The sequence below is a fragment of the Streptomyces olivochromogenes genome (genome assembly GCF_001514115.1).
Classification (GTDB): Bacteria; Actinomycetota; Actinomycetes; order Streptomycetales; family Streptomycetaceae; genus Streptomyces; species Streptomyces olivochromogenes.
This window is the reverse complement of sequence record NZ_KQ948464.1, coordinates 208,186-232,572: the sequence shown is the minus strand read 5'-3', so window position 1 is coordinate 232,572 and position 24,387 is coordinate 208,186. Positions and strand designations below refer to the sequence as shown.

General features: G+C 70.9%; 23 protein-coding genes and 1 tRNA gene. 15 read left to right on the top strand and 9 right to left on the bottom strand.

Features of this window, described 5'->3' with window-relative positions:
* Window positions 1-67: 67 nt before the first annotated feature.
* Window positions 68-643 (bottom strand): 5-formyltetrahydrofolate cyclo-ligase, encoded by a 576-nt coding sequence (locus AQJ27_RS32710; protein WP_067376362.1) that lies wholly within the window; start codon window positions 641-643, stop codon window positions 68-70.
* Window positions 644-775: 132 nt separating this feature from the next.
* On the opposite strand from AQJ27_RS32710, the gene galU reads away from it, so the two are divergent.
* From galU to AQJ27_RS32675, 7 genes are all read left to right on the top strand, one after another.
* Window positions 776-1,678 carry a UTP--glucose-1-phosphate uridylyltransferase GalU gene (gene galU / locus AQJ27_RS32705; protein WP_067376360.1) on the top strand — a complete coding sequence of 301 codons (903 nt, stop codon included), beginning with the start codon at window positions 776-778 and terminating at the stop codon, window positions 1,676-1,678.
* 4 nt (window positions 1,679-1,682) lie between these two features.
* On the top strand, window positions 1,683-3,005 hold the full coding sequence (glp, locus tag AQJ27_RS32700) for a molybdotransferase-like divisome protein Glp (protein ID WP_067376357.1): 1,323 nt from the start codon (window positions 1,683-1,685) through the stop codon (window positions 3,003-3,005).
* A 61-nt stretch (window positions 3,006-3,066) separates the two neighbouring features.
* Window positions 3,067-3,546, top strand: coding sequence for a cyclic pyranopterin monophosphate synthase MoaC (gene moaC / locus AQJ27_RS32695; protein ID WP_054233073.1), 480 nt, complete (start codon window positions 3,067-3,069; stop codon window positions 3,544-3,546).
* Window positions 3,543-4,055 (top strand): MogA/MoaB family molybdenum cofactor biosynthesis protein, encoded by a 513-nt coding sequence (locus AQJ27_RS32690; protein ID WP_067376353.1) that lies wholly within the window; start codon window positions 3,543-3,545, stop codon window positions 4,053-4,055. Before moaC ends, AQJ27_RS32690 begins: the two co-directional genes overlap by 4 nt.
* Window positions 4,052-4,705, top strand: coding sequence for a GNAT family N-acetyltransferase (locus AQJ27_RS32685; protein WP_067376349.1), 654 nt, complete (start codon window positions 4,052-4,054; stop codon window positions 4,703-4,705). The genes AQJ27_RS32690 and AQJ27_RS32685 overlap by 4 nt, the downstream gene beginning before the upstream one ends.
* A 177-nt stretch (window positions 4,706-4,882) precedes the next feature.
* On the top strand, window positions 4,883-6,145 hold the full coding sequence (gene sepX, locus AQJ27_RS32680; protein WP_067376346.1) for a divisome protein SepX/GlpR: 1,263 nt from the start codon (window positions 4,883-4,885) through the stop codon (window positions 6,143-6,145).
* Window positions 6,146-6,230: 85 nt separating this feature from the next.
* Window positions 6,231-6,304, top strand: a tRNA-Ala gene (locus tag AQJ27_RS32675).
* A 66-nt stretch (window positions 6,305-6,370) separates the two neighbouring features.
* Here the strand turns inward: AQJ27_RS32675 and AQJ27_RS32670 are convergent.
* Window positions 6,371-6,856 (bottom strand): GNAT family N-acetyltransferase, encoded by a 486-nt coding sequence (locus AQJ27_RS32670; protein ID WP_067376343.1) that lies wholly within the window; start codon window positions 6,854-6,856, stop codon window positions 6,371-6,373.
* 58 nt (window positions 6,857-6,914) lie between these two features.
* Between AQJ27_RS32670 and AQJ27_RS32665 the strand changes: the two genes are divergently transcribed.
* A complete protein-coding gene (locus AQJ27_RS32665; RefSeq protein ID WP_067376340.1) occupies window positions 6,915-7,718 on the top strand; it encodes an exodeoxyribonuclease III in 804 nt (267 codons plus the stop codon).
* 63 nt (window positions 7,719-7,781) lie between these two features.
* On the opposite strand, the gene AQJ27_RS32660 is transcribed toward AQJ27_RS32665, so the two are convergent.
* Window positions 7,782-8,408 carry a MerR family transcriptional regulator gene (locus tag AQJ27_RS32660; RefSeq protein WP_067376546.1) on the bottom strand — a complete coding sequence of 209 codons (627 nt, stop codon included), beginning with the start codon at window positions 8,406-8,408 and terminating at the stop codon, window positions 7,782-7,784.
* 161 nt (window positions 8,409-8,569) lie between these two features.
* Here AQJ27_RS32660 and AQJ27_RS32655 point away from each other — a divergent pair, with 161 nt between their 5' ends.
* From AQJ27_RS32655 to AQJ27_RS32640, 4 genes are all read left to right on the top strand, one after another.
* Complete coding sequence (locus AQJ27_RS32655; RefSeq protein WP_079065425.1) at window positions 8,570-10,129, top strand: flavin-containing monooxygenase; 1,560 nt, start codon at window positions 8,570-8,572, stop codon at window positions 10,127-10,129.
* The gene (locus tag AQJ27_RS32650; protein ID WP_067376337.1) at window positions 10,126-11,055 is read left to right on the top strand and encodes an alpha/beta fold hydrolase; all 930 of its coding nucleotides are present in this window, start codon (window positions 10,126-10,128) and stop codon (window positions 11,053-11,055) included. Before AQJ27_RS32655 ends, AQJ27_RS32650 begins: the two co-directional genes overlap by 4 nt.
* A complete protein-coding gene (locus tag AQJ27_RS32645) occupies window positions 11,052-11,936 on the top strand; it encodes an SDR family oxidoreductase (protein WP_067376334.1) in 885 nt (294 codons plus the stop codon). The genes AQJ27_RS32650 and AQJ27_RS32645 overlap by 4 nt, the downstream gene beginning before the upstream one ends.
* A gap of 86 nt (window positions 11,937-12,022) precedes the next feature.
* Window positions 12,023-12,283 (top strand): hypothetical protein, encoded by a 261-nt coding sequence (locus AQJ27_RS32640; protein WP_067376331.1) that lies wholly within the window; start codon window positions 12,023-12,025, stop codon window positions 12,281-12,283.
* Between the two features lie 181 nt (window positions 12,284-12,464).
* Here the strand turns inward: AQJ27_RS32640 and AQJ27_RS32635 are convergent, their stop codons facing one another.
* The gene (locus AQJ27_RS32635; RefSeq protein WP_483027183.1) at window positions 12,465-15,929 is read right to left on the bottom strand and encodes a S41 family peptidase; all 3,465 of its coding nucleotides are present in this window, start codon (window positions 15,927-15,929) and stop codon (window positions 12,465-12,467) included.
* Window positions 15,930-16,268: 339 nt separating this feature from the next.
* On the opposite strand from AQJ27_RS32635, the gene AQJ27_RS32630 reads away from it, so the two are divergent.
* From AQJ27_RS32630 to AQJ27_RS32620, 3 genes are all read left to right on the top strand, one after another.
* Window positions 16,269-16,856, top strand: coding sequence for a TetR/AcrR family transcriptional regulator (locus AQJ27_RS32630; RefSeq protein WP_067376328.1), 588 nt, complete (start codon window positions 16,269-16,271; stop codon window positions 16,854-16,856).
* A 112-nt stretch (window positions 16,857-16,968) separates the two neighbouring features.
* A complete protein-coding gene (locus AQJ27_RS32625; RefSeq protein ID WP_067376325.1) occupies window positions 16,969-19,200 on the top strand; it encodes an MMPL family transporter in 2,232 nt (743 codons plus the stop codon).
* Window positions 19,201-19,356: 156 nt separating this feature from the next.
* Complete coding sequence (locus AQJ27_RS32620; RefSeq protein ID WP_067376324.1) at window positions 19,357-20,367, top strand: helix-turn-helix domain-containing protein; 1,011 nt, start codon at window positions 19,357-19,359, stop codon at window positions 20,365-20,367.
* A gap of 192 nt (window positions 20,368-20,559) precedes the next feature.
* Here AQJ27_RS32620 and AQJ27_RS32615 read toward each other — a convergent pair whose 3' ends face one another.
* The 5 genes from AQJ27_RS32615 to cbiQ form a co-directional block, all read right to left on the bottom strand.
* Complete coding sequence (locus AQJ27_RS32615) at window positions 20,560-21,732, bottom strand: serine hydrolase domain-containing protein (protein ID WP_067376321.1); 1,173 nt, start codon at window positions 21,730-21,732, stop codon at window positions 20,560-20,562.
* Between the two features lie 67 nt (window positions 21,733-21,799).
* Window positions 21,800-22,261: an organic hydroperoxide resistance protein gene (locus tag AQJ27_RS32610; RefSeq protein ID WP_067376319.1), complete on the bottom strand. Its 462-nt coding sequence runs from the start codon at window positions 22,259-22,261 to the stop codon at window positions 21,800-21,802.
* A gap of 125 nt (window positions 22,262-22,386) precedes the next feature.
* Window positions 22,387-22,866, bottom strand: a complete 480-nt coding sequence (locus tag AQJ27_RS32605; RefSeq protein WP_067376316.1) for a MarR family winged helix-turn-helix transcriptional regulator — start codon at window positions 22,864-22,866, stop codon at window positions 22,387-22,389.
* 10 nt (window positions 22,867-22,876) lie between these two features.
* A complete protein-coding gene (locus AQJ27_RS32600; protein ID WP_067376314.1) occupies window positions 22,877-23,638 on the bottom strand; it encodes an energy-coupling factor ABC transporter ATP-binding protein in 762 nt (253 codons plus the stop codon).
* On the bottom strand, window positions 23,626-24,387 hold the full coding sequence (cbiQ, locus tag AQJ27_RS32595) for a cobalt ECF transporter T component CbiQ (RefSeq protein ID WP_067376311.1): 762 nt from the start codon (window positions 24,385-24,387) through the stop codon (window positions 23,626-23,628). The genes AQJ27_RS32600 and cbiQ overlap by 13 nt, the downstream gene beginning before the upstream one ends.

The window sequence follows — 24,387 nt, the reverse complement described above, 5'->3', positions numbered from 1 at the left end:
ACTGATGGCGACAGGCGAAAGGGCCCTCCACGCGTGCGTGGAGGGCCCTTTCGCCTGCCCGCGCCCGTCAGCCGAAGCGACGCACGCCCGAAGGCGTCACCACCGCGTGCACGGGACGGTCGTGAGGTTCCGCCGGGACGTGCTCGACGACCTCCGCGTCGTACAGCAGCACCACCAGCGCGGGATCGGCCCCCGCGCGCTCCAGGCGGGCCAGTACGCGGTCGTACGAGCCGCCGCCGCGCCCCAGACGCATTCCGCGCCGGTCCACGGCCAGTCCGGGCAGCAGCACGGCGTCCGCCTCCTGGACGGCCTCGGGGCCGAGCCGCTCGCCCGCCGGCTCCAAGAGAGCCATCCTGCCGCCGTGTCGGACGTGCTCCAGGGAGCCCTCTCCGGCGTACGCGCCCCAGTCCAGGTCGTTGTCCGCCATCAGGACCGGCAGCAGCACGCGCACCCCGCGCGTGCGGAGCGCGTCGAGGAGCGCGAGGGTGCCCGGCTCGCTCCCCACGGAGACGTACGCCGCCACCGTGCGCGCGTGCGCCAGCTCCGGCAGCTCCAGCGCCCGCAGGGCCAGGTTCCCGGCGGATTCCCGCAGGTCGTAGGGTGTCAACCTGTTTCTCACCGCGATGAAGCCTCGCCGCAACATTCGCTTGTCAGGCTCTGCCGCACGTCCCACGTGGCTCACAGCTCACTCCGTACCGTTCCTTATGCGCTCATATGAGAGCTATTTAACGGGACCAACAGATTGCGCTCATAGCCACCGGATATGGTTACGCGCATGACTGAGTCGCACCCCAGGATCAGCAAGGCTGTCATCCCCGCAGCAGGCCTCGGCACCCGGTTCCTGCCGGCCACCAAAGCCACTCCCAAAGAGATGCTGCCGGTCGTGGACAAGCCGGCGATCCAGTACGTGGTCGAAGAGGCCGTGTCGGCGGGTCTCGACGACGTCCTGATGATCACCGGCCGCAACAAGCGCCCCCTCGAGGACCACTTCGACCGCAATTATGAGCTGGAGTCCGCCCTTCAGAAGAAGGGTGACGCCGACCGGCTCGCCAAGGTCCAGGAGTCCAGCGACCTGGCCACCATGCACTACGTGCGCCAGGGCGACCCCAAGGGCCTCGGCCACGCCGTCCTGTGCGCGGCGCCGCACGTCGGCCACGAGCCCTTCGCCGTGCTCCTCGGCGACGACCTGATCGACCCCCGCGACCCCCTCCTCGCCCGCATGGTCGAGGTCCAGGAGCAGCACGGCGGCAGCGTCATCGCGCTCATGGAGGTCGAGCCCGAGCAGATCCACCTCTACGGCTCCGCGGCCGTCGAGGCCACCGGGGAGGGCGACCTCGTCAAGGTGACCGGCCTGGTCGAGAAGCCGGACCCGGCGGACGCGCCCAGCAACTACGCGATCATCGGGCGCTACGTCCTCGACCCGCACATCTTCGACATACTCCGCAAGACCGAGCCGGGCCGCGGCGGCGAGATCCAGCTCACCGACGCCCTCCAGCAGCTCGCGCAGGACGAGAAGGTCGGCGGCCCCGTGCACGGCGTCGTCTTCAAGGGCCGCCGCTATGACACCGGCGACCGCGGCGACTATCTGCGTGCCATTGTCAGGCTCGCGTGCGAACGTGATGACCTGGGCCCGGACTTCCGGACCTGGCTTCGCAGTTACGTAGCCGAGGAGATGTAGGAATTTGAGCAGCGCCGCGACCCGTGTCATCGGCCAGGACCACCTCTGGTCGGTGACCGAGCACCTGGAGGACATCCTCGCGACCGTGCGCCCTCTCGAACCCATCGAGCTGCAACTCCTCGACGCCCAGGGCTGTGTCCTGGTCGAGGACGTCACGGTGCCGGTCTCCCTGCCGCCGTTCGACAACAGCTCGATGGACGGGTACGCGGTCCGGGTCGCCGATGTCGCGGGCGCGAGCGAGGAGTACCCGGCGGTCCTCACGGTCGTCGGCGACGTCGCGGCCGGCCAGGGCGAGCAGCTCCATGTGGGCCCCGGTGAGGCCGTCCGCATCATGACCGGTGCCCCGCTGCCGCCCGGCGCGGAGGCCGTCGTCCCGGTGGAGTGGACCGACGGCGGCCTGGGGGAGGGTCCCGTCTCCGGGATGCGCGCCCACAGCGCGGCCCCCGACGGTGCCTCCGGCCAGGTGCGCGTCCACCGCCCGGCCGAGGCACGCGCGCATGTGCGCGCGAAGGGCAGCGACGTGAAGGCGGGGGACCGCGCTCTCGAAGCCGGCACGATCCTCGGCCCGCCGCAGATCGGCCTGCTCGCCGCGATCGGCCGCGGCACCGTACGCGTGCGCCCGCGCCCGCGCGTGGTCGTCCTGTCCACCGGCAGCGAACTCGTCCAGCCCGACGAGCCGCTCGGCACCGGCCAGATCTACGACTCCAACAGCTTCGCCCTGTGCGCCGCCGCCCGCGACGCCGGGGCCATCGCCTACCGGGTGGGCGCGGTCGCCGACGACGCCGAGACACTCCGCGCCACCATCGAGGACCAGCTCATCCGCGCGGACCTGCTGGTCACCACGGGCGGCGTGAGCGTCGGCGCGTACGACGTCGTCAAGGAGGCCCTGTCCTCGGTGGGCGACGAGGACGAGGAGGGTAGCGGCATCGACTTCCGCAAGCTCGCCATGCAGCCCGGCAAGCCCCAGGGCTTCGGCACGATCGGCCCCGAGCACACCCCGCTGCTCGCGCTCCCCGGCAACCCCGTCTCGTCGTACGTCTCCTTCGAGCTGTTCGTCCGCCCCGCGATCCGCACCCTGTCGGGCCTGGACGACATCCACCGCCCCACCACCAGGGCGACCCTGGAGACGGGCAAGGCGCTGACCTCGCCGGACGGCCGCCGACAGTTCCTGCGCGGGAGGTACGCCGACGGCAAGGTGACCCCGGTCGGCGGCGCCGGATCCCACCTGGTCGCGGCCCTCGCCCACGCCGACGCGCTGATCGTCGTCCCCGAGGACGTCACCTCGGTCGAGCCCGGCACCGAGGTCGAAGTGGTCCTGCTCGGCTGAGTGCCCCGAGTGGCGGTACCGTGTCGCGCACAAGAGGCCCGACCGGGAGCGCCGCGCAGACATGAGTACGCAGGACCGACTGACCCACATCGACGAGGCGGGCGCCGCCCGCATGGTCGACGTCTCCGGGAAGGACGTGACCGCGCGCACCGCCCGCGCCAGCGGCCGTGTCCTGGTCTCGCCCCGTGTGATCGAACTGCTGCGCGGTGAGGGCGTCCCCAAGGGCGACGCCCTGGCCACCGCGCGCATCGCGGGCATCATGGGCGCCAAGCGCACCCCGGATCTGATCCCGCTCTGTCACCCGTTGTCGGTCTCGGGTGTCAAGCTTGATCTGTCGGTCGCGGACGACGCCGTCGAGATCCTCGCCACCGTGAAGACCACCGACCGTACGGGCGTCGAGATGGAGGCCCTCACCGCGGTCAGCGTGGCGGCCCTCACCGTGATCGACATGGTCAAGGCGGTCGACAAGGGGGCGGTCATCACGGACGTACGGGTGGAAGAGAAGACGGGCGGCAAGTCGGGCGACTGGAGCCGGACATGACGGCACCGTCGTACCGCGCGCTCGTGGTCACGGCCTCGAACAGAGCCGCCGCGGGGGTCTACGAGGACAAGGGCGGCCCCCTGATCGCCGAGGGGCTCACGGTCTACGGCTTCGAGGTCGACGGCCCCCGGGTGGTGCCGGACGGCGATCCCGTGGAGGCGGCACTGCGCGCGGGCGTCGACGCCGGGTACGACGTGATCGTGACGACGGGCGGTACGGGGATCTCGCCCACCGACCGGACGCCCGAGGCGACCCGTCGCGTACTCGATCACGAGGTGCCGGGCATTCCCGAGGCCATCAGGGCGTTCGGGAGAGAGAAGGTGCCCACGGCGGCGCTGTCCCGAGGGCTCGCCGGAGTCGCGGGACGGACGTTGATCGTCAACCTGCCGGGTTCCACCGGCGGGGTGAAGGACGGCCTGGCCGTTCTGGAGCCCCTTCTGATCCACGCCGTCGACCAGATCCGTGGCGGCGACCACCCCAGACCCAGCGGCAGTGGGGGTGCGAGCTGAACAGCCCATCCTGGCCTGTCGAGCTGGTGGACGGCGATGTCGTCCTTCGGCCGATAAAGGTGCGCGACCAGCGGGCCTGGCGCGAGGTGAACCGGCGCAACCGGGACTGGCTGCGGCCCTGGGAGGCGACCATTCCGCCGCCCACGCCCAGCGGTCCGATAGCGCACCGGCCGACCTACCGCCAAATGGTCCGGCATCTGCGCGCCGAGGCCAACGCGGGCCGGATGCTGCCCTTCGTCATCGAGTATCAGGGCCGTCTGGTCGGGCAGTTGACCGTCGCCGGGATCACCTGGGGATCGATGTGCTCCGGGCACATCGGCTACTGGGTGGACCAGTCGGTGGCGGGGCGCGGAGTGATGCCGACGGCCGTGGCGATGGTGACCGACCACTGCTTCCGCACGGTCGGACTGCACCGCATCGAAGTCTGCATTCGCCCGGAGAACGGGCCGAGCCGCCGAGTGGTGGAGAAACTCGGATTCCGCGAGGAAGGGCTCAGGCCGCGCTATCTGCACATCGACGGGGCCTGGCGGGACCATCTCGTCTTCGCGCTCACCGCGGAAGAGGTGCCGGAGGGGTTGCTGGGGCGTTGGCGGCGGGCACGATCGATGAAGGCCCGTTCGGAGAACCAGAGCAAGCCCGGCACTCAGTAAATGAAATGTATGTTCGAAATTGATCGCCGCGTGATCGGCTCGGGGCATTAAATTCGCGCTCCCTGCGGCCTGCTGATCGCATCGGTCACAAAAAAAGCTCGAAATATCAGCCGGATCGTGCGACACACCGGCCGAATTGGCAGATGGCCTCATGCAAACCCCTCTACCGTGTGAGGCGTGAGCAGCAGCGGCCTCATCTACGCAGTCATCGTCGGGGCCTGGGCCGCCTACTTGGTGCCGATGTGGCTCCGTAGGCAGGACGAGCTGAACGAAGCCCGTCCGACGGAACGCTTCAGCACCGCCATCCGGCTGCTGTCCGGACGGGCGGGAATGGAGCGCCGGTACGCCAAGGACCTGCGGGCGCGCTCCGCCGAAGAGGGGGAGCCCAGCGCCGATCCGGACGCCGTCACCGACTCGGTGGACGTCCGGGCCTTCGCCATGCCTCCGGTCCGGCAGCAGACCAAGGCCCAACTCCCGCCGCCCGCCCAGCCCGAACCGCAGCGGGCGCCACAGGCCGCCGTCCGGCAGGGTGCCCCACAGGGCTCCTCGGCGGCCGGCCGGGCGGTGCCGCAGCAGTCGGCCCAACCCGAGCCGAACTCGGGATCGGCGTCGGGCTCGGATTCAGGATCGGATTCGGCCAACTCCGGGGCCTCCAGGGTTCCGGCCGCGCGGCGGGCCTCCGCGGCGGAGGCCGCGGCGCGCGCCCGGCGCTCGAAGGTGCTCGCGCGCCGACGGCGTACGACCGTGATGCTCTTCCTCGCCTTCACGCTCGGCGCGATCGTGGCGGCCGTCGGGGGGCTCGCGTTCCTGTGGGCGCCCGGCGTGCCCGCCGTGATGCTGAGCTCGTACATCGTGTACCTGCGCGCCCAGGAGCGACGGCGCTTCACGTACACCATGGACCGGCGCCGGGCCGAGGCCGCGGCGCAGCGGCTCAGGGAGCGGCAGCCGCGCCGGCGGCCCACCCTCGACCCCGGCGCCGACGAGCCCGACGACAGTCCCGAGCCGGAGACCGACCCCGGTCTGTCCGCGCTCGCGGCCGACCGCCGCGCCCTCGTCGAGCAGACCGACCACGCCGAGTGGGTCGACCAGCAGCGTGAGCGTCAGCGGGGCCCCGGCCGGGGCGACAGCTGGGATCCGGTGCCGGTTCCGCTGCCTACGTACGTGACCGCGCCGGTCGCGCCCCGGGCCACGTCGAGTGTCGATCTGGGGGCGCCGGACGCGTGGAGCTCGGCGCGCTCCAGCGCCGCCGAGCCGAGCGAGCCGGAGGCGGAGCCCGCCGCCGAGGAGGGCCACGAAGCCGCCGAGACGGCCGAGGCCGCCGACGACGGTCGCAGTGACGCCCGGCGCGCCGCGTCCGCCCGGCGGGCCCGTGAGCGCGGTCGCACTCCGCTGTTCGACCAGTACGAGGACGGCGAACGGCCGCGCGCCGCCAACGAATGACCAGGCGCTCGGGAGCCCCGGCTGACCTGCCGGGAACGGATTTCAAAGCACCCCGACGGGGATGCTAGAGTTTCACTCGTTGCAAGGGCCTGTGGCGCAGTCCGGTAGCGCACCTCGTTCGCATCGAGGGGGCCAGGGGTTCGAATCCCCTCAGGTCCACTGCAATTCAGAACCCCGTCGGATTCATCCGGCGGGGTTCTTGCCTGTTCGGGCACACCCTCTCGTTCACTGAATGCTCAGCGGCTTGGCGTAGCAGAGGCTCAGTTCGTGGAAGCGGTAGTAGCCGAACTTGGCACAGGGCTCGTAGCCGCTGGAGAGGTAGAGGGCGACCGCCTCGGGCTGCTTGGCGCCGGTCTCCAGGACCATGCGGGTGCGGCCGGCCGCGCGGGCGTCGTCCTCCAGGGCGGCCAGGATGCGGCGGGCGAGGCCGAGACCTCGGGCCTCCGGGGTCACGTACATGCGCTTGAGCTCGGCGTCGCCGTCCGCGTATCCCTCGTCGTTCGTGTCCTGGCTGCGCCAGCCGCCGGACGCGATCGGGCGGTCCCGCTCGTCGTAGGCGAGGAGGTACAGGCCGAGCGGCGGCTTGAACATCGACGCGTCGAGCGGTGTGACATCGCCCTCATCGCCGTAGCGCTCGGCGTATTCGGCCTGCACCTGGTCGTTGAGCTTGACGGCGTCGGGGTGGTCGTAGGGGACCGGACGGATACTCATGCGCTGTATCGTACATCTATGCGCCCGCCGGGTGGAATGGATTAAGTATCGTGCCTGGGTGCTGACTGTTACCTCGGTGAATGTGAACGGGCTCCGGGCCGCCGCGAAGAAGGGCTTCGTGGAGTGGCTCGCGGAGACCTCCGCGGACGTGCTGTGCCTTCAGGAGGTGCGGGCCGAGCCCGGGCAGCTGCCCGAGGAGGTGCGGGCGCCGGAGGGGTGGCACGTCGTGCACGCCCCCGCGGCGGCCAAGGGGCGCGCGGGAGTCTCCCTGTACACCCGGCGCGAGCCCGACCGGGTGCGGATCGGGTTCGGGTCCGAGGAGTTCGACTCTAGCGGACGCTACGTCGAGGCCGACCTCCCCGGCGTCACCGTCGCCAGCCTCTACCTGCCCTCCGGCGAGGTCGGAACCGAACGGCAGGACGAGAAGGTCCGGTTCATGGACGAGTTCCTCGCCCACCTGAAGGAGCTGCGCGAGCGCGCCGCCGCCGACGGGCGTGAGGTCGTCGTCTGCGGCGACTGGAACATCGCCCACCAGGAGGCCGACCTCAAGAACTGGCGTGCCAACAAGAAGAACTCCGGCTTCCTGCCCGAGGAGCGCGAGTGGCTGGGGCGGGTCCTGGACGTGGAAGACGGCGGGTACGTCGACGTCGTACGGGCACTGCACCCGGACGCCGAGGGACCGTACTCGTGGTGGTCGTACCGGGGGCGGGCCTTCGATAACGACAGCGGTTGGCGCATCGACTACCACGTCTCGACGCCGGGGCTCGCGGGCAAGGCCGTGAAGGGGTTCGTGGAGCGGGCGGCGACGCACGCGGAGCGCTGGTCCGACCATGCGCCGGTGACGGTCGTCTACGAGCTGTAGTCCCGCCGGCGCCGGTGACGGTCGCCTGTGGGCTGTGGTCCCGCCGGCGCCGGTGACGGTCGCCTATGAGTTGTAGTCCCGCAGTCGCCGGTCCAGAGCCATCGACACCTCCGCCTCCACCACGCTCTTCGCCAGGGGGCGTAGGCGTTTGAGGTCCTCGGTGGTGCGGTTCTCCGTCAGGACGATGCCGGCGAAGAGATCGGCGAGGGCGTCGGCGTGGTCGCGGACGCGGCGGGCGGCGGTGAGGACGTCGGCCAGGGGGATGCCCTCGCGGACCAGGGCCGCCGAGACGTCGAGCAGGCGGCGGCTGATGTGGACGATCTCGCCGCCGTCGGTGCCGAGATAGCCGAGGTCGAGGGCCGCGGCGAGGTTCTCCGGGGTGGCCTGGCCGGCGAAGACGTCGGCGAGTTCCTCGGGGGAGAGGCGGACGGGGGTCTCCTCGGTGGGCTCGCCCAGGCCGAGGAGTTCACCGACGTCACGGCCGTGGTCGAAGGCCTCGGCCAGCTCCGCGATGCCGTTGAGGGTGTGGCCGCGTTCGAGCAGCGCCGAGATCGTGCGCAGGCGGGCCAGGTGTGTGTGGTCGTACCAGGCGATACGGCCCTCGCGCCGGGGCGGCGGTATCAGCTTGCGCTCCCGGTAGAAGCGCAGGGTGCGCACGGTGATGCCGGCCTCCTTGGCCAGCTCCTCCATCCGGTACTCACGCTTCTCCGCCACGTGCGAAACCCTACGTCGTACCGTCGGTAACTTTCGTGGTCGCAACCCTACCCATCAGTACGGAGCTGCTCTAGTCTCCCATTGCGCCAGTGTTCACTGGCAGAGTCGGGCGGCTAGGGAGGCGTGGGATGGTCGGGATGACCGAGCACGAGCATGTGCGCGTCGCGGTGATCGGGTCCGGGTTCGGCGGTCTGGGGGCCGCGGTGCGGCTGCGCCGCGAAGGGATCACCGACTTCGTCGTCCTGGAACGAGCCGGAAGCGTCGGGGGTACGTGGCGGGACAACAGTTACCCGGGGTGCGCCTGCGATGTGCCCTCGCACCTGTACTCGTTCTCGTTCGCGCCCCACCCCGACTGGCCGCGCACCTTCTCGGGACAGGAGCACATCCGGGCCTATCTGGAGCACGTCACCGACGTCTTCGGGCTGCGCCCGCATCTGCGCTTCGACTCCGAGGTGAAGATGATGACGTGGGACCAGGAGAAGCTCCGGTGGGGGATCGAGACCAGCCGTGGATTCCTCACCGCCGACGTCGTCGTGTCCGCGACTGGGCCGCTCTCCGATCCCAAGATCCCCGACATACCGGGGATCGACTCCTTCCCCGGCAAGGTCTTCCACTCGGCCCGCTGGGACCACGACTTCGACCTGCGCGGCAAGCGCGTCGCCATGATCGGCACGGGCGCCTCCGCCATCCAGATCGTGCCCGCCATCCAGCCCGACGTGTCCCGGCTGACCCTCTTCCAGCGCACACCGCCGTGGGTGATGCCCCGGGTCGACCGGGCCATCACCGGCGCCGAACGGTGGCTGCACAAGCAGCTGCCCTTCACCACACAGGCCCGGCGCGGACTGCTGTGGGGGATCAGGGAGCTGCAGGTCCAGGCGTTCACGAAGCGTCCCGACGAGCTCGGCCTCGTCGAGCGGCTGGCCAGGCGGAACATGGCGCGGGCCGTCCACGATCCGGCGCTGCGGGCCAAGTTGACCCCCGACTACCGGATCGGGTGCAAGCGGATCCTGCTCTCCAACACCTACTATCCGGCGCTCACCCGGGCCAACGTCGACGTCGTGGCCTCAGGGCTCGCCAAGATCGACGGCTCCACGCTCGTCGCCGCCGACGGCAGCACGGCCGAGGTCGACGCGATCATCTTCGGTACGGGCTTCCACGTCACCGACATGCCGATCGCGGACCGGGTCGTCGGAACGGAGGGCAGGACGCTCGCGGAGGTGTGGCGCGACGGCATGAAGTCGCTGCGCGGGGCCACCGCGGCCGGATTCCCCAACTGGATGACGATCATCGGTCCGAACACCGGGCTCGGGAACTCCAGCATGATCCTGATGATCGAGTCCCAGCTGAACTACATGGCCGACTACGTGCGCCAGTTGGACGTCCTGGGCGGACGTGCGGCTCTCGACGCCCGCCCCGCCGCCGTGGAGGGCTGGAACGACAAGGTCCAGGAGCGGATGCTGCGCACGGTGTGGAACACCGGCGGCTGCACCAGCTGGTACCTCGACGCGAACGGCCGCAACACCACCATCTGGCCCGGTACGACGACCGAGTTCCGTAGCGCCACCCGGCGGGTGGACCTGGGAGAGTACGAGGTGCTGCGCACCCCAGCGCCGAACACGCCCGGGTCGCGCACACCCGAGTCGCGCACCAAGAACTCCGGCGCAAAGGGCGCCAAGAAGGTGGAGGCGGGAGCGTGAGTCGACTGACGCATGTGGAACACGGGGCGTACGCGCCGCCCGCGCCCGCGCGCGAACTGACCGCCGTCTCCACCGACGGCGCCCGGTTGCACGTGGAGGTGCACGGACCCGAGGACAACCCGGCCGCGCCCGTCGTCGTCCTCGCGCACGGCTGGACCTGTTCGACCGCGTTCTGGGCGGCGCAGATACGGGACCTCGCCGCCGACCACCGGGTGATCGCGTACGACCAGCGCGGACACGGCCGCAGTCCCGCGAGCGAGACATACACCGCGGACGCGCTCGCCGACGACCTGGAAGCCGTGCTCGCGGCCACCCTCGCGCCCGGCGAGAAGGCCGTGCTCGTCGGGCACTCCATGGGCGGGATGACGCTGATGGCGGCCTCGGCGCGGCCGCGTTTCCGGGAGCACGCGGTGGCGGCCCTGCTGTGCAGCACGGGCAGTTCGCGGCTGGTGGCCGAGTCGCGGGTGGTGCCGATACCGGCCGGATGGCTGCGCACCCAGGTGACCAAGAGGATCCTCGGGTCGGCCGCGCCGCTCGGGCCCGTCACACCGCTCGCCCGCCGGATCCTCAAGTACGCGACCATGGGCGCCGGTTCGTCACCGGGCATGGTGGAGGCGTGCGCGCGGATCGTGCACGCCTGCCCGCGCCGGGTGCGGTACGCCTGGTCGAAGGTGCTCGACCTGCTCGATCTCGACCACGGCGTACGGGCCTTGACGGTACCGACGGCCGTGGTGGTGGGTACGGCGGACCGGCTGACGCCCGTGGTGCACGCGCGCGCCCTGGTCGCGACCCTGCCGAACTGTGTCGGCGTCACCGAACTGACCGGGCTCGGGCACATGACACCGGTGGAGGCGCCGGAACTGGTCACCGCCCGCATACGTGAACTCGTCTCCACCTACGCAGAGATCAAGGAGGGCAGCGCATGACCAAGGTGAGCCTGGAAGGGCAGGTCGCGGTCGTCACGGGGGCCGCGCGGGGCGTCGGCGAACTCCTCGCCCGCAAGCTCTCCGCGCGCGGCGCCAAGGTCGCGCTGGTCGGCCTGGAGCCCGACGCGCTCAAGCAGGTCTCGGACCGGCTGCACGGCGAAAGCGGCTTCTGGCATGCCGATGTCACCGACCACGAGGCGATGGCCCAGGTCGCGACCGAGGTGAAGCAACGGTTCGGGAAGGTCGACATCGTCGTCGCCAACGCCGGTGTGGCGAACGGCGGTCCCTTCGTCGAGTCCGATCCCGTCGCCTGGCGGCGGGTCATCGAGGTCAACCTCATCGGATCGGCGGTCACCGCACGGGCGTTCCTGCCCGTGCTCATGGAGAGCCGCGGGTATCTGCTCCAGATCGCCTCGCTCGCGGCCATCACCCCGGCGCCGATGATGACGGCGTACTGCGCGTCCAAGTCGGGCGTGGAGGCGTACGCGCACAGCCTGCGTGCCGAGGTCGGCCACAAGGGCGTACGGGTCGGGGTCGGTTACCTGTCCTGGACCGACACCGACATGGTGCGCGGGGCCGATCAGGACGAGGTGATGCGGGAGTTGAGGCAGCGGCTGCCGTGGCCGTCCAACAAGACGTATCCGCTGGGGCCGGCCGTCGACCGTATCGTCGCGGGGATCGAGCGGCGGTCCAGTCATGTGTACGCGCAGTGGTGGCTGCGCGGGATGCAGGGCGTCCGGGGCTACCTCCCCGGGATCATCGGGGCGGTCGGACAACGGGAGATGCGGCGGTTCGAGCCGCGGCTCAAAGGCGTGGGTACGGGGCTCGTGGGTGCCGGCGGGGCGGCCGACGAGCAGCGCCAGCAGGGCATATCACCGTGAGTGACTGATCGAAATGCGTGCGTAGTCCGTGCGTGTAAGTCTGGTCGAGCCCGATCCCCCTCACCCACAAATGGGAGTGAAACCTCATGGGCAAGAAGGACCAGATGCAGAACAAGGCCGAGCAGATGAAGCAGCAGGGCAAGAAGAAGATGGGCCAGGACATCGGCCACGAGAAGGCCCGTCCCGGCGAGCACTCTCCGCAGCCTGGTGCCCGCACCTCGCAGCAGGGCGCGCGCTCCCCGCAGTCGACTGAGCGCTCCCCGCAGAGGGACGACCGGACGATCCCGGAGGCCGAGCGCCTGCAGCGTGAGGCGAAGGACCGGCTCGACCAGGACTACGACGTCTGACGGTTCGCTGCGCTGGCTTAGGCCGAGTTGTGGGGCGCCCCTGTTGGTTGGGGGCGCCCCACGCTTTTGGTTGGCGTCGGGGGGGGGGGGTGCGTTGTCGGGTGCGGGTTCGATGTGGCTGGGCGCGCAGTTCCCCGCGCCCCTGACGGGGCGCCTCCCTGACGGGGCGCCTCCCCGCCCCCTATTGAGATCTCGGGGGGAGTGTTGGTCTTGATCTGTCGGGGGCGTTCGAGTAGTCGGGTGGGGAGGCTGCGTGGTGGGTGGTCAGGAGGTCCAGGGCCAGTTGGATGGCGGTGTCCATTTCGGTGTGGTGGCCCTCCGCCCAGTCCAGGGGGGTGCGCAGGACCGCCAGGTCCGGGGGGACGCCCTGGTTCTCGACGGACCAGCCGTACGCGTCGAACCAGGCCGCGTTCATCGGCACCGTGATCACCGTGCCGTCGCCGAGGCGGTGGCGGCCGGTCATGCCGACGACTCCGCCCCAGGTGCGCTGGCCGACGACGGGGCCGAGCTTCAGCAGCTTGAACGCGGCGGTGATCATGTCACCGTCGGAGGCGGTCGCCTCGTCGGCGAGGGCGACGATCGGGCCGCGCGGGGCGTTCGAGGCGTACGACACCGGCTGGGCGTTGCGTGTCAGGTCCCAGCCGAGGATCGTGCGGGTGAGCTTCTCCACGACGAGTTCGCTGATGTGGCCGCCCGCGTTGCCGCGCACGTCGACGATCAGTGCGGGGCGCGAGACCTCGAGGCGCAGGTCGCGGTTGAACTGGGCCCAGCCCGAGCCGCCCATGTCGGGGATGTGGAGGTAGCCGCACCGGCCCCCGCTCAACTCCCGGACGACCTCGCGGCGTTTGGCCACCCAGTCCTGGTAGCGCAGGGGGCGCTCGTCGATCAGCGGGACCACGGCCACCCGGCGTGAGCGGCCCCCGCCCGCCTCGGGGATGAACGTCAGCTCCACCGTCGTACCGCCCGCGCCCGCGAGGAGGGGATAGGGGCCGGTGACCGGGTCGACCGGGCGGCCGTCGACGTGGGTGAGGACAGCGCCCTCGCGGATGCCGGTACCGGCGAGCGGTGAGCGTGCCTTGGAGTCGGAGGAGTCGCCGGGGAGGATCCGCTTCAGCGTCCAGTTGCCGTCACGCCGGACGAAGTTGGCGCCGAGCAGGCCCTGCCAGCGCTGGTAGTGGGCCGGGCCCTCGTTGCGGCGGGCGGCGGCGACGTACGCGTGGGAGGTGCCGAGTTCGCCGAGGACCTCGCGCAGGAGGTCGGCGAAGTCGTCGGGGGAGGCGACCCGTTCGACCAGCGGGCGGTACTGGGCGAGTACACCGTCCCAGTCGATGCCGCACATGTGGGGTTCCCAGAAGTAGGCGCGGGTGAGGCGGCCGGCCTCCGCGTAGGCCTGGCGCCACTCGGCGGGCGGGTCCACCTCGTGGATGATGCGCCGCAGATCGATCCAGACCGTCGAGTCGGAGTCACCGACCTCGGTCGAGGGGACCGCTCGCAGGTCGCCCTCGTCCACGACGACCAGTCGGGAGCCGTCGCCGCTGACCGCGAACCAGTCCAGGTGCTGGACGAGTTCGGACTTCTTCGCCTTGCTGATGTTGAAGAACTCCAGCGTCGGCCGGCCGGAGGTGTCGTCGGGGTTGACGAAGGTCTCGCCGAGGGCGCCCGAGATCGGCCAGCGCAGCCAGACCAGGCCGCCGCCCGCGACCGGGTACAGCGCCGAGTACTTGGAGGCGGTGACCGGGAAGGGGGTCACCCGGCTCTCCAGGCCCTCCAGTTCGACGCTCACCGCGCCGTCCGCGCTCTCGTCCTCGATCGGGTCCAGGCCTCCGGCGACCGGCCGCCCGTCGGGGTTGAGTGCGAAGGGGGAGGGGGTGGCGGAGGACAGGGGGACGAGGTAGGGGCGGCAGCCGAGCGGGAAGGAGAGGTCGCCGGTGTGGACGTCGTACACCGGGTCGAAGCCGCGCCAGGAGAGGAAGGCGAGGTAGCGGCCGTCGCGGGTGAACACGGGGTTCTCGTCCTCGAAGCGGCCGTTGGTGACGTCGACGATGAGCCGGTCCTTTATGCGCGCGATCTTGATTTGGCGCAGGGAGCGGCCGATCCCCGGGTGCGACCAGGTCAGCCAGGCCCCGTCCGGGGAGAAGGCGAGGTCCCGGACCGGCCCGTTGATCGAGGTGATCAGCTCGGTGACCTCCCCTCCCTCGGGTTCGGTCGGTGAGGAGTCCTCGGGTTCCGTCCGGGAGGCTTTCTCGGTCTCGGTCTCGGTCGGCGAGGTGCCCTCGGATTCCGTCTGCGAGGTGCCCTCGGACTCCGTCCGGGAGGATTCCTCCGACTCCGTCTTCGAGGTGCCCTCGGACTCCGTCCCGGAGGCTTCCTCCGGCTCCGTCCGCGAGGTGTCCTCGGGCTCCGTCTCCGAGGTGCTGTCGGACTCCGCCGGGGAGGCTTCCCCGGGCTCCGTCCGGGACGTGGACGTGGACGTGTCCCCGGAATCCTCCGCCGCGTCGAGGATCAGCAGGCGTCCGTCGTTCGAGGCGATCGCGAGGCGTTCGCCCTGCGGGTCGGAGACCATCTCCAGCACGCGCCCCAGTTCGCCGGAGGCGAGGCGGCGCGGCGCGCGCTGGCCGGAGGCCCGGGGGAGGAAGGCGATCTCGACGGCGTCCTCGCCGTCCGCGTCGGTGACGTAGGCGATCCGGCCGCCGGAACCGAGCATCTCGGGGAGCCGGACGCGTACGCCGGGGGTGTCCGCGATGGTGCGCGCGGGGCCGTCGCGGTGGGTGAGCCAGTACAGGCTGCCGCGTACGACGACGGCGCTGGCCCGGCCCGTCTCGTCGACCGAGAGGCCGTCCACGTGCTGCGCCGCGGGCACCTGGTACGTACGGCGTCCCGCGCGCGGACCGCCGAGGCGGACGTCGAGGCGGCGCGGGACCGAGTCCGGGGACAGGTCGTCGACGATCCACAGGTCCCCGGCGCACTGGTAGACGACCCGGGTGCCGTCGCTGGAGGCGTGCCGGGCGTAGAAGGCGTCGTGGTCGGTGTGGCGGCGCAGGTCCCCGCCGTCGTACGCGCACGAGTACAGGTTCCCGATGCCCTCGTGGTCGGAGAGGAAGGCGATACGGCCGCCGACGAACATGGGGGAGTCGAGATGGCCGTCGAGATCGGCGAGCAGTCGCCGTCCGTGCAGCCAGAGCCGGCCGGTGGCGCCGCCCCGGTAGCGCTTCCAGGAGGCGGGCTCGTGCGGCGGGGTGCCGGTGAGCAGGAGCGTCTTGTGTTCGCCGTCGAGCTCGGCGACCTGGATGGCGGCGGCCGGGCCCCAGGGGAGCGCGCCGCCGGGGTCGCCGTCGGTGGGGACCTTGTAGGCCCAGGTGAAGTACGAGAAGGGCTGGCCGTGGGAGGCGACGGCGAGGATGTCGCTGTGCCCGTCCTTGTCGGGCGGCGACCAGCCGCAGACCTGGGTGTCCGCGCTGCCCCAGTAGGTGAGCCGGCGGGAGGGACCGCCGTCCACCGGCACCAGATGGATCTCCGGCACGAGGCTGCGCCAGCTCGTGTACGCGATGAGCCGGCCGTCGGGGGAGAAGCGGGGGTGGCCGACCTTGGTCCGGTCGACGGTGAGCCGCCAGGCGCGGCCGGGCCCGTCGAGCGGGGCCATCCACAGGTCGTCCTCGGCGGCGAAGCAGAGGTGGTCGCCGCTGAGATGGGGGAAGCGGAGGTAGCCGGCGTTGCCGTCCGTCTGTGGAGGGTGGGAGGTCTGTGGGTGGTCCGTGGCTGGTCGCGCGGTTCCCCGCGCCCCTGACGGGGTGCTGTGCGTCTTCTCGTACGCGTCGCTCACCTACCCATGCTTTTCCTCCCGGAGGCGCCCGGCAACTTGTGAGTGGGTGTTCTTTCTGCTGTGCGTGACCCAGCACACGTACGAAACGGTTTCGTTTCGCTGATTCTCGGGGTATCTTCATGGGTGTACGAAACCGTGTCGTCCGGAGCAGAGAAGGTGAGTGGGATGACTGAAGCCGCAACGGTGCGTCGCAGTCGGATCACCCCCGAGCGTGAGGCCGAGCTGTACGCGGCCGTGCTCGAACTGCTCCGAGAGGTCGGCTACGACGCCCTGACCATGGACGCCGTCGCCGCCCGCACCCGGTCGAGCAAGGCCACCCTCTACCGCCAGTGGGGCGGCAAGGCCGAGCTCGTGGTGAAGGCGCTGCGGCACGAGAAGCCGATCACCAGTGACATCGACACCGGGTCCCTGCGGGGCGACTTCCACGCCATGGTGAGGCGTGAGGACGACTGCCACATGGAGCAGAACTCCGCGCTGATGCGGGGTCTGGCCACGGCACTGCACGGGAACCCCGATCTCCTGCGCGCCTTCCGTGAGTGGATCATCGAGCCGGAGACCGAGATGCTCCGCGAGATCCTGCGGCGCGCCGTCGATCGAGGTGAGATCCGGGCGGACAACCCCGCCCAGGACTACGTGCTGCACATGATGATCGGCGCCTTCGCGGTGCGCGGCATCGTCGACGAACTGCCACCCACCCAGGACTTCCTCACCTCGTACATGGACGCCGTGATCCTCCCCGCTCTCGGCGCCTGAGCCTGCCCGACCTTCAGTAACGCCTACGTGCACCTGACGCGACCGCTCACGTCGTCGGGCTGATCTCCCCTGCCCAGCTGCCAGCAAACGACCTGACCGGGAGTATGCCCTCGTGGCCACATTCCTCTATAAACTCGGCCGATTCGCCTTCAGGCGACGCCATTTCGTCGCCCTGATCTGGGTGGCCCTGCTGACGCTGGCGGGTGTCGGCGCCGCCTCCGCGCCCGCCGCGGGAGCGTCCTCTTTCTCGATCCCGGGCACCGAGGCGCAGAAGGCTTTCGACCTGCTCGAACAGCGCTTCCCCGGGATGAGCGCCGACGGCGCGACCGCCCGTGTGGTCTTCAAGGCGCCCGCCGGCGAGAAGATGGGCGACAAGGCCAACAAGGCGACCGTCGAGAAGACCGTCAAGGCGCTCGGCGACGGCTCCGAGGTCACCTCCGTGTCCGACCCCTTCAAGTCCCACGCGGTGAGCAAGGACGGGTCGGTCGCCTACACCTCGGTGAAGTACGAGGTGTCCGGCATGGAGTTGAAGGACTCCTCGAAGACCGCCCTGGAGGAGGCCGCGCAGCAGGCGCGGGACGCCGGGCTGAGCGTCGAGGTCGGCGGTGACGCGCTCCAGGCCACGCCCGAGACCGGGTCGACCGAGGTCATCGGTATCGCGGTTGCCGCGGTCGTGCTCGTCATCACCTTCGGTTCGCTGATCGCGGCCGGGCTGCCGCTGCTGACCGCCCTGATAGGCGTGGGCATCGGCGTCTCGACGATCACGGCGCTGGCGAACGCGCTGGACCTGGGCACCACCACCTCCACCCTGGCGATGATGATCGGCCTCGCGGTCGGCATCGACTACGCCCTGTTCATCGTCTCCCGCTACCGCGCCGAACTGGCCGAGGGCCGGGAGCGCGAGGAAGCGGCCGGACGGGCCGTCGGCACGGCGGGCTCGGCGGTGGTCTTCGCCGGTCTGACGGTCGTGATCGCGCTGGTCGGTCTGTCGGTCGTCAACATCCCGATGCTGACGAAGATGGGTGTCGCGGCGGCGGGCACGGTCGCCATCGCGGTACTGATCGCGCTGTCGCTGATTCCGGCCCTGCTGGGCTACGCCGGCCGCAAGGTCCAGCCCGCGGGCAAGAAGAGCAAGCTGCTCGGCGGCGGGCGGGCCGCGAAGAAGGAGGGCAAGCCCAACATGGGCACCCGCTGGGCGAGCTTCGTCGTGCGCCGGCCGCTCGCCGTGCTGGTGCTCGGCGTGATCGGCCTGGGCGCCGCCGCGCTCCCGGCTGCCTCGCTCGAACTGGGTCTGCCCGACGACGGTTCGCAGCCGACGTCGACCACGCAGCGCCGGGCGTACGACGCGCTGTCCGACGGCTTCGGCCCCGGCTTCAACGGTCCCCTGATGCTCGTCGTGGACGGCAAGTCCAGCGACGACCCCAAGGCCGCGGCCACCAAGGTCACCGACACGGTCAAGGACATGAAGGACGTCGTCTCGGTCAGTCCGGCGGCGTTCAACAAGGCCGGGGACACCGCGACGATCACGGTCATCCCCGACTCCAAGCCGTCCTCCGTCAAGACCGAGGACCTGGTGCACGCCATCCGTGACGCGGGCGGCAGCATCACGACGGAGACCGACGCGAAGGTGCTGGTCACCGGTACCACCGCGATGAACATCGACTTCTCGCAGAAGCTGAACGACGCGCTGATCCCGTATCTCGCGCTGGTCGTCGGCCTCGCCTTCCTCCTCCTGATCGTGGTCTTCCGCTCGATCCTGGTCCCGCTGAAGGCGGCGCTCGGCTTCCTGCTGAGCGTGATGGCGGCGCTCGGCGCGGTCGTCGCCGTCTTCCAGTGGGGCTGGCTGTCCGGCCTCCTGGGCGTGGAGGAAACCGGCCCGATCATGTCGATGATGCCGATCTTCATGGTGGGTGTCGTCTTCGGTCTCGCGATGGACTACGAGGTGTTCCTCGTGACCCGGATGCGCGAGGCGTACGTCCACGGGGAGAAGCCCCACCAGGCGATCGTGACCGGGTTCAGGCACGGCGCACGGGTCGTCACGGCGGCCGCGGTCATCATGATCGCCGTCTTCTCCGGCTTCATCGGCTCCAGCGAGTCGATGATCAAGATGATCGGCTTCGGCCTCGCGATCGCGGTCTTCTTCGACGCGTTCGTGGTCCGTATGGCGCTCGTCCCCGCGGTGCTGGCCCTGCTCGGGAAGAAGGCCTGGTGGCTGCCGAAGTGGCTGGACCGGGCGCTTCCCAACGTGGACGTCGAGGGCGAGGGCCTGCGCACGGCGGAGGAGAAGAGCCAGGGCCCCGGCGACGGGGGCCGGGACGAGGACCGGGAGCTGGTACGGGTCTGAGGCCCGACCGGCTGTCCGTCCGGCCGGCCGACTGATGTACTGAGCCGACTGATGTACTGAGGGGCACCCCGCATTGCGGCGGGGTGCCCCTCACTTCTTGCTCCTGGCTGTGGAATCATCCGGTCCCAGGCTCTCTCACCAGGAGGTCCGCCGATCGTGTTGCCCGAGTCGGTCTTCAAAACCGCGGACCTGCCGGTCGGTGACCGGTTCGAGGCGTGGACGCAGCGCATGGGCCGTACGCACGCGCCCATGCAGCTGGCCAGCGACCGCGCGGCGGACTACCGCGCGCACCAGCGCATGATCGGGCTGGGGGACGTCACGGTCTGGCCGGCGACCTTCGACCATCTGGTCTTCCGCCGGACGCCGAAGCTGATCCGCCAGTCCGATCCCGAGGTGTACCACCTCTCCCTCCTCCTGCGGGGAGAGGGAGCGGCCGCCTGGGACCGACAGGAGGCCGCGTACCGGGTCAACGACATCCACACGAACTGTTCCTCGCGGTCGTACGAGATACACACCGGCGCCGACCCGGTCAGCCTCGTGGGAGTCGAGATCCCGCGGTCGCTGGTGGCGCTGCCCGCGAACCGGGCCGACCAGGTGATCGGCAGCCGGATCTCGGGCCGTGAGGGAGTCGGCGCGCTCCTGGCGCAGTTCCTCGTCCAGCTGGCCTCGGACACCGGCTCCTACCAGCCGTCGGACGGACCCCGGCTGGGAACGGTCCTCGCCGATCTGGTCACGGCCGTCTTCGCGGGCGCCCTGGACGCCGAGGCCCTGCTGCCGCCGGAGACCCGCGGCCGGACGCTGGCCCTGCGCATCAAGGCGTTCATCCGCCGGAATCTGGGCGACCAGGAGCTGACCCCCGCCCGGATCGCCGCCGCGCACCACATCTCGCGCAGCCATCTGTACCGCCTCTTCCAGGCCGAGGGCCTCACCGTGGCCTCCTACATCCGCGATCAGCGGCTGGAGAACGCCCGCCGCGACCTCGCCGACCCGGCACTGCGCGCGACGCCGGTCCATGCGGTCGCCGCCCGCTGGGGCTTCCCCCGCGCCGCCGAGTTCACCCGGGCCTTCCGCGCCGCCCATGGCGTCCCGCCGAGTGAACTCCGGAGGCAGGCGGTGGCCCAGGAGCGTGAGGCACGTCCGGAAGGCCGTGGACCCTGCGCCAACTAGGTGGCGACTGTGCGCCAACGACAGGCGGGTGGTCGGCCGCGCATTCTGGTGATCGCCGCGCGGCGAGGGACGGGCGGACCGGAAGGGGCGGGCCAGGATCGCGGGGGTGTCCTGGCACGGCCCGGCCCCGGCCGGATCGGCTACGACAGGTCCCCGGCCCGGTCGGCTACGACACGTCCTCGGTCCGGTCGGCTACGACGACAGCGCCGCCCGAACCGCTCGTACCAGCGCCTGTGCCCGTGGATCCGCCGTCACCGTCTTGCGGAAGCCGTTCGTGATGTAGCCGAAGGCGATGCCCGACTCGGGGTCCGCGAAGCCCAGTGGGCCGCCGCGGCCGGGGTGGCCGAACGAGGCCGGACCCAGCAGCGGCGAGGCGGTGCCGTGGAGCATGTAGCCGAGGCCGAAGCGCGTGGTGATGACCAGGGTGCGGTCCGGTCCCGCGGACGCCTCGGCGCGGGCCAGGTCGACCGTGGCCGGGGTGAGCAGCCGGGCGCCGTCCGGCTCGCCGATCAGGGCGGCGTAGAAACGGGCGAGACCGTCGGCCGTGGCGATGCCGTTGGAGGCGGGGAGGGCCGCGGCGCGATAGGCGGGGTCGTTGTCGTCGGGCGGCGGGGTGATCGCGGCGAAGGCGCGGACGGTCGTCGAGTCCGGGTCCTTGTAGGCCTCGGCCACCGACCGCTTCGGGCGGGTGCGCAGGGCGCTCGACGGCTCGGGCGAGTCGACTCGGCCAGCGCGGCCCACCCGGTGGGCCTCGGCCCCCGGCAGCCCGACCCAGAGGTCCAGGCCGAGCGGGGCGGCGATCTCCGTCGCGATGAACTCGCCCACGCCCCGGCCGCCGGTGACGCGGCGGACCAGTTCGGAGAGCATCCAGCCGAAGGTGTGGGGGTGGTAGCCGTGGTCCGTGCCCGGCTCCCAGAGGGGGGTCTGCGCCGCGATCGACTCGGCCGTACGGTCCGGGTCCGCGGCCTCGGCCGGGGTCAGCGGCACGTCGACCACGGGCACGCCCGCCCGGTGTGACAGCACATGCCGGACCAGGAGGTGTTCCTTGCCGCGAGCCTTGAACTCGGGCCAGTACTTCCCGACCGGTGCGTCCAGGTCCAGCTCGCCGCACTCGTGCAGCATCAGGAGTACGGCGGCCCCGACACCCTTCGTCGCCGAGTGCATGACGTGGGCCGTGTCGTGCTCCCAGGGCGCCGCATCCGCCGTACCGTCCACGTCCCGCGTGCCGCCCCACAGGTCGACGACCTTGCGGCCGTGCCGGTACACGGAGACCGCGGCACCCCGTTCCCCGAGCGTCTCGAAGTTGCGTACGAACGCTTCCCTGACCGGCTCGAAGCCCTCGGCCACTTCGCCGTTCACGTTCACGTCCGTACTCCCTGTCGCGCGGTCACCCTCCACGGTGGGTGCAACACACACGCGGAAGGCTCGATTCCTAGCCGAGCAGGATCGTGACCTCGATGTTGTTCCGGGTCGCGTTCGAGTACGGGCAGACCTCGTGGGCCGCGTCCACGAGCTTGGTCGCGACGTCCTGGTCGAGGACGGGCAGCGAGATGCTCAGGGCGACCGCGAGGCCGTAGCCGCGCTGCTTGTTGGGTCCGATGCCGACCTTCGCGGCGACGGTGGAGCCGGTCAGGTCCAGTCCGGCGCGGCGGCCCACCAGCACCAGCGCGTTGTGGAAGCAGGCGCTGTACCCGGCCGCGAAGAGCTGCTCGGGGTTGGTGCCGTTGCCGTCACCGCCGAGCGCGGGCGGCATCGCGACCTTCAGCTCGATCTGGCCGTCCTGGCTGGTGACATAGCCGTCCCGGCCGCCGTGCGCGGTGGCCTCGGCGACGTACATGATCTTCGTCGGACGAGTGTCGACAGCGGTGTCGCCGACAGCGGTGCCATCGATCATGGCGGGACCTCCCCCAGGACGGAAAACACAGAAGTGCGCAAGTACATCGTGCACAAGGTACCGGCCGGTACGGCAGGCGTGATTGCCAGGGGGTAGAAACCGCCGGTAACCCCTGCCCGGGCAGGTCAGCGCCCGCGCTCCGCCGCGCCCTCCGCGCGCTCGGCCAGCCCCCACAGCTCCTGCCGCAACCTGGCCACCTCGTCCCCGGCGAGACCGGTCGACGCCAGCAGCGCCCGCGGTACGCCCGCCGCGCGCTCCCGCAGCGCCTCACCGCGCCCGGTGACCGCCACCAGCACCGACCGCTCGTCACGCGGCGAGCGTTCACGGCGGACCAGACCGGCCGACTCCAGGCGCTTGAGCAGCGGCGACACCGTGCCGTAGTCCAGCCGCAGCGCGCCCGCCAGCTCCTTGACCGTGGTCTCGCCGCGCTCCCAGAGGAACAGCAGGACGAGGTACTGCGGGTAGGTGAGGCCGAGCTCCTCCAGTAGCGGGCGGTACGCGGCGGTCACCGCGCGCTGGGCCGCGTACAGCGCGAAGCACAACTGGTCGTCGAGGAACAGCGACCCGGCCGATCCGAAGTCCTCTTGGTCCCCTTGTTTCGTCACGCGCCCATTGTCACGGAGTACGCACAGCTGTCGAGCGCGGATCGAAACCGAAGGGCAGCTCCAGGCGGTGGGTGCGCATCAGCTCGTCGTCGGAGAGCAGCTCGCCGGTCTTCCCGTCCGCGGCGATCGCGCCGTCGCTCAGGATCAGCGCCCGGGGGCACAGTTCGAGGGCGTACGGCAGGTCGTGCGTGACCATGAGGACGGTCACGTCCAACGACCGCAGGATGTCGGCGAGTTCGCGGCGTGAGGCCGGGTCGAGGTTGGAGGACGGCTCGTCGAGGACGAGGATCTCCGGCTCCATGGCGAGGACGGTCGCGACGGCCACCCGGCGTCGCTGCCCGAACGACAGATGGTGCGGGGGACGGTCGGCGAAGTCCGCCATGCCGACCCGCTCCAGGGCCCTGCGGACGCGTTCCTCCAGCTCGGCGCCCTTCAGGCCCGCCGCGGCCGGCCCGAAGGCCACGTCCTCGCGCACGGTCGGCATGAACAACTGGTCGTCCGGGTCCTGGAAGACGATGCCGACCTTGCGCCGGATCTCCGCCATGTGCCGCTTGCCGACCGGGAGTCCGGCCACCGTCACGGTTCCGGCGCCGCCGGTCAGGATGCCGTTGAGATGCAGGACGAGGGTGGTCTTGCCGGCGCCGTTCGGGCCGAGCAGCGCGACGCGCTCGCCCCGGCCGATGGTGAAGTCCACGCCGAAGAGGGCCTGGTGGCCGTCGGGGTAGGCGAAGGCCAGTCCGGCCACTTCCAGAGAGGGGGTCACAGGGTCCATCCCAGCAGGCAGACGACAAGGGCGGCGAACGGGAGGGCGAGGGCGTACGACCACTGCGCCCGGGACGCGGTCACCTCGTCGATGACCGGCATCGAACCGGCGTACCCCCGGCTCACCATGGCGAGGTGGACGCGCTCCCCGCGCTCGTAGGAGCGGATGAACAGCGCGCCCGCCGACTTCGCGAGGACGCCCCAGTGCCGTACACCCCGGGCCTCGAAGCCCCGCGACTCCCGCGCGATCCGCATCCGCCGCATCTCGTCCGTGATGACATCGCCGTAGCGGATCATGAAGGAGGCGATCTGTACGAGGAGCGGGGGCAGCTTCAACCGCTGGAGCCCCAGCAGCAGTTCGCGCAGTTCGGTCGTCGAGGCGAGGAGTACGGAGGCGGCCACGCCCAGGGTGCCCTTGGCGAGGACGTTCCAGGCGCCCCACAGGCCGTTCACGCTGAGCGACAGACCGAGGGCGTCCACCCGCTCGCCCTCCGCCACGAACGGCATGAGCACGGCGAAGGCGACGAACGGGATCTCGATCAGCAGCCGCTTGAGCAGGAAGGCGGCCGGCACCCGGGCCTTGTACGCCACCGTCGCCAGGAGCACGGCGTACAGCGCGAAGGCCCACATCGCCTCGCGCGGGGTGGAGACGACCACGACGACGAAGGCGAACGTCGCGGCGAGTTTGGTGTGCGGGGGCAGGGCGTGCACGGGGGAGTGCCCGTGCCGGTAGAGCCGGTGGGCGTGACCCGCGCCCAC

Excerpts from the sequence above, each read along its gene's own strand:
- galU (WP_067376360.1), top strand. The coding sequence starts at position 776 with ATGACTGAGTCGCACCCCAGGATCAGCAAGGCTGTCATCCCCGCAGCA.
- AQJ27_RS32670 (WP_067376343.1), bottom strand. The coding sequence starts at position 6,856 with ATGAGTATCCGTCCGGTCCCCTACGACCACCCCGACGCCGTCAAGCTC.
- AQJ27_RS32645 (WP_067376334.1), top strand. The coding sequence starts at position 11,052 with ATGACCAAGGTGAGCCTGGAAGGGCAGGTCGCGGTCGTCACGGGGGCC.
- AQJ27_RS32710 (WP_067376362.1), bottom strand. The coding sequence starts at position 643 with ATGTTGCGGCGAGGCTTCATCGCGGTGAGAAACAGGTTGACACCCTAC.
- AQJ27_RS32640 (WP_067376331.1), top strand. The coding sequence starts at position 12,023 with ATGGGCAAGAAGGACCAGATGCAGAACAAGGCCGAGCAGATGAAGCAG.
- AQJ27_RS32610 (WP_067376319.1), bottom strand. The coding sequence starts at position 22,261 with ATGATCGATGGCACCGCTGTCGGCGACACCGCTGTCGACACTCGTCCG.
- AQJ27_RS32690 (WP_067376353.1), top strand. The coding sequence starts at position 3,543 with ATGACGGCACCGTCGTACCGCGCGCTCGTGGTCACGGCCTCGAACAGA.
- AQJ27_RS32655 (WP_079065425.1), top strand. The coding sequence starts at position 8,570 with ATGACCGAGCACGAGCATGTGCGCGTCGCGGTGATCGGGTCCGGGTTC.
- moaC (WP_054233073.1), top strand. The coding sequence starts at position 3,067 with ATGAGTACGCAGGACCGACTGACCCACATCGACGAGGCGGGCGCCGCC.
- AQJ27_RS32630 (WP_067376328.1), top strand. The coding sequence starts at position 16,269 with ATGACTGAAGCCGCAACGGTGCGTCGCAGTCGGATCACCCCCGAGCGT.
- AQJ27_RS32660 (WP_067376546.1), bottom strand. The coding sequence starts at position 8,408 with ATGGAGGAGCTGGCCAAGGAGGCCGGCATCACCGTGCGCACCCTGCGC.
- AQJ27_RS32600 (WP_067376314.1), bottom strand. The coding sequence starts at position 23,638 with ATGGACCCTGTGACCCCCTCTCTGGAAGTGGCCGGACTGGCCTTCGCC.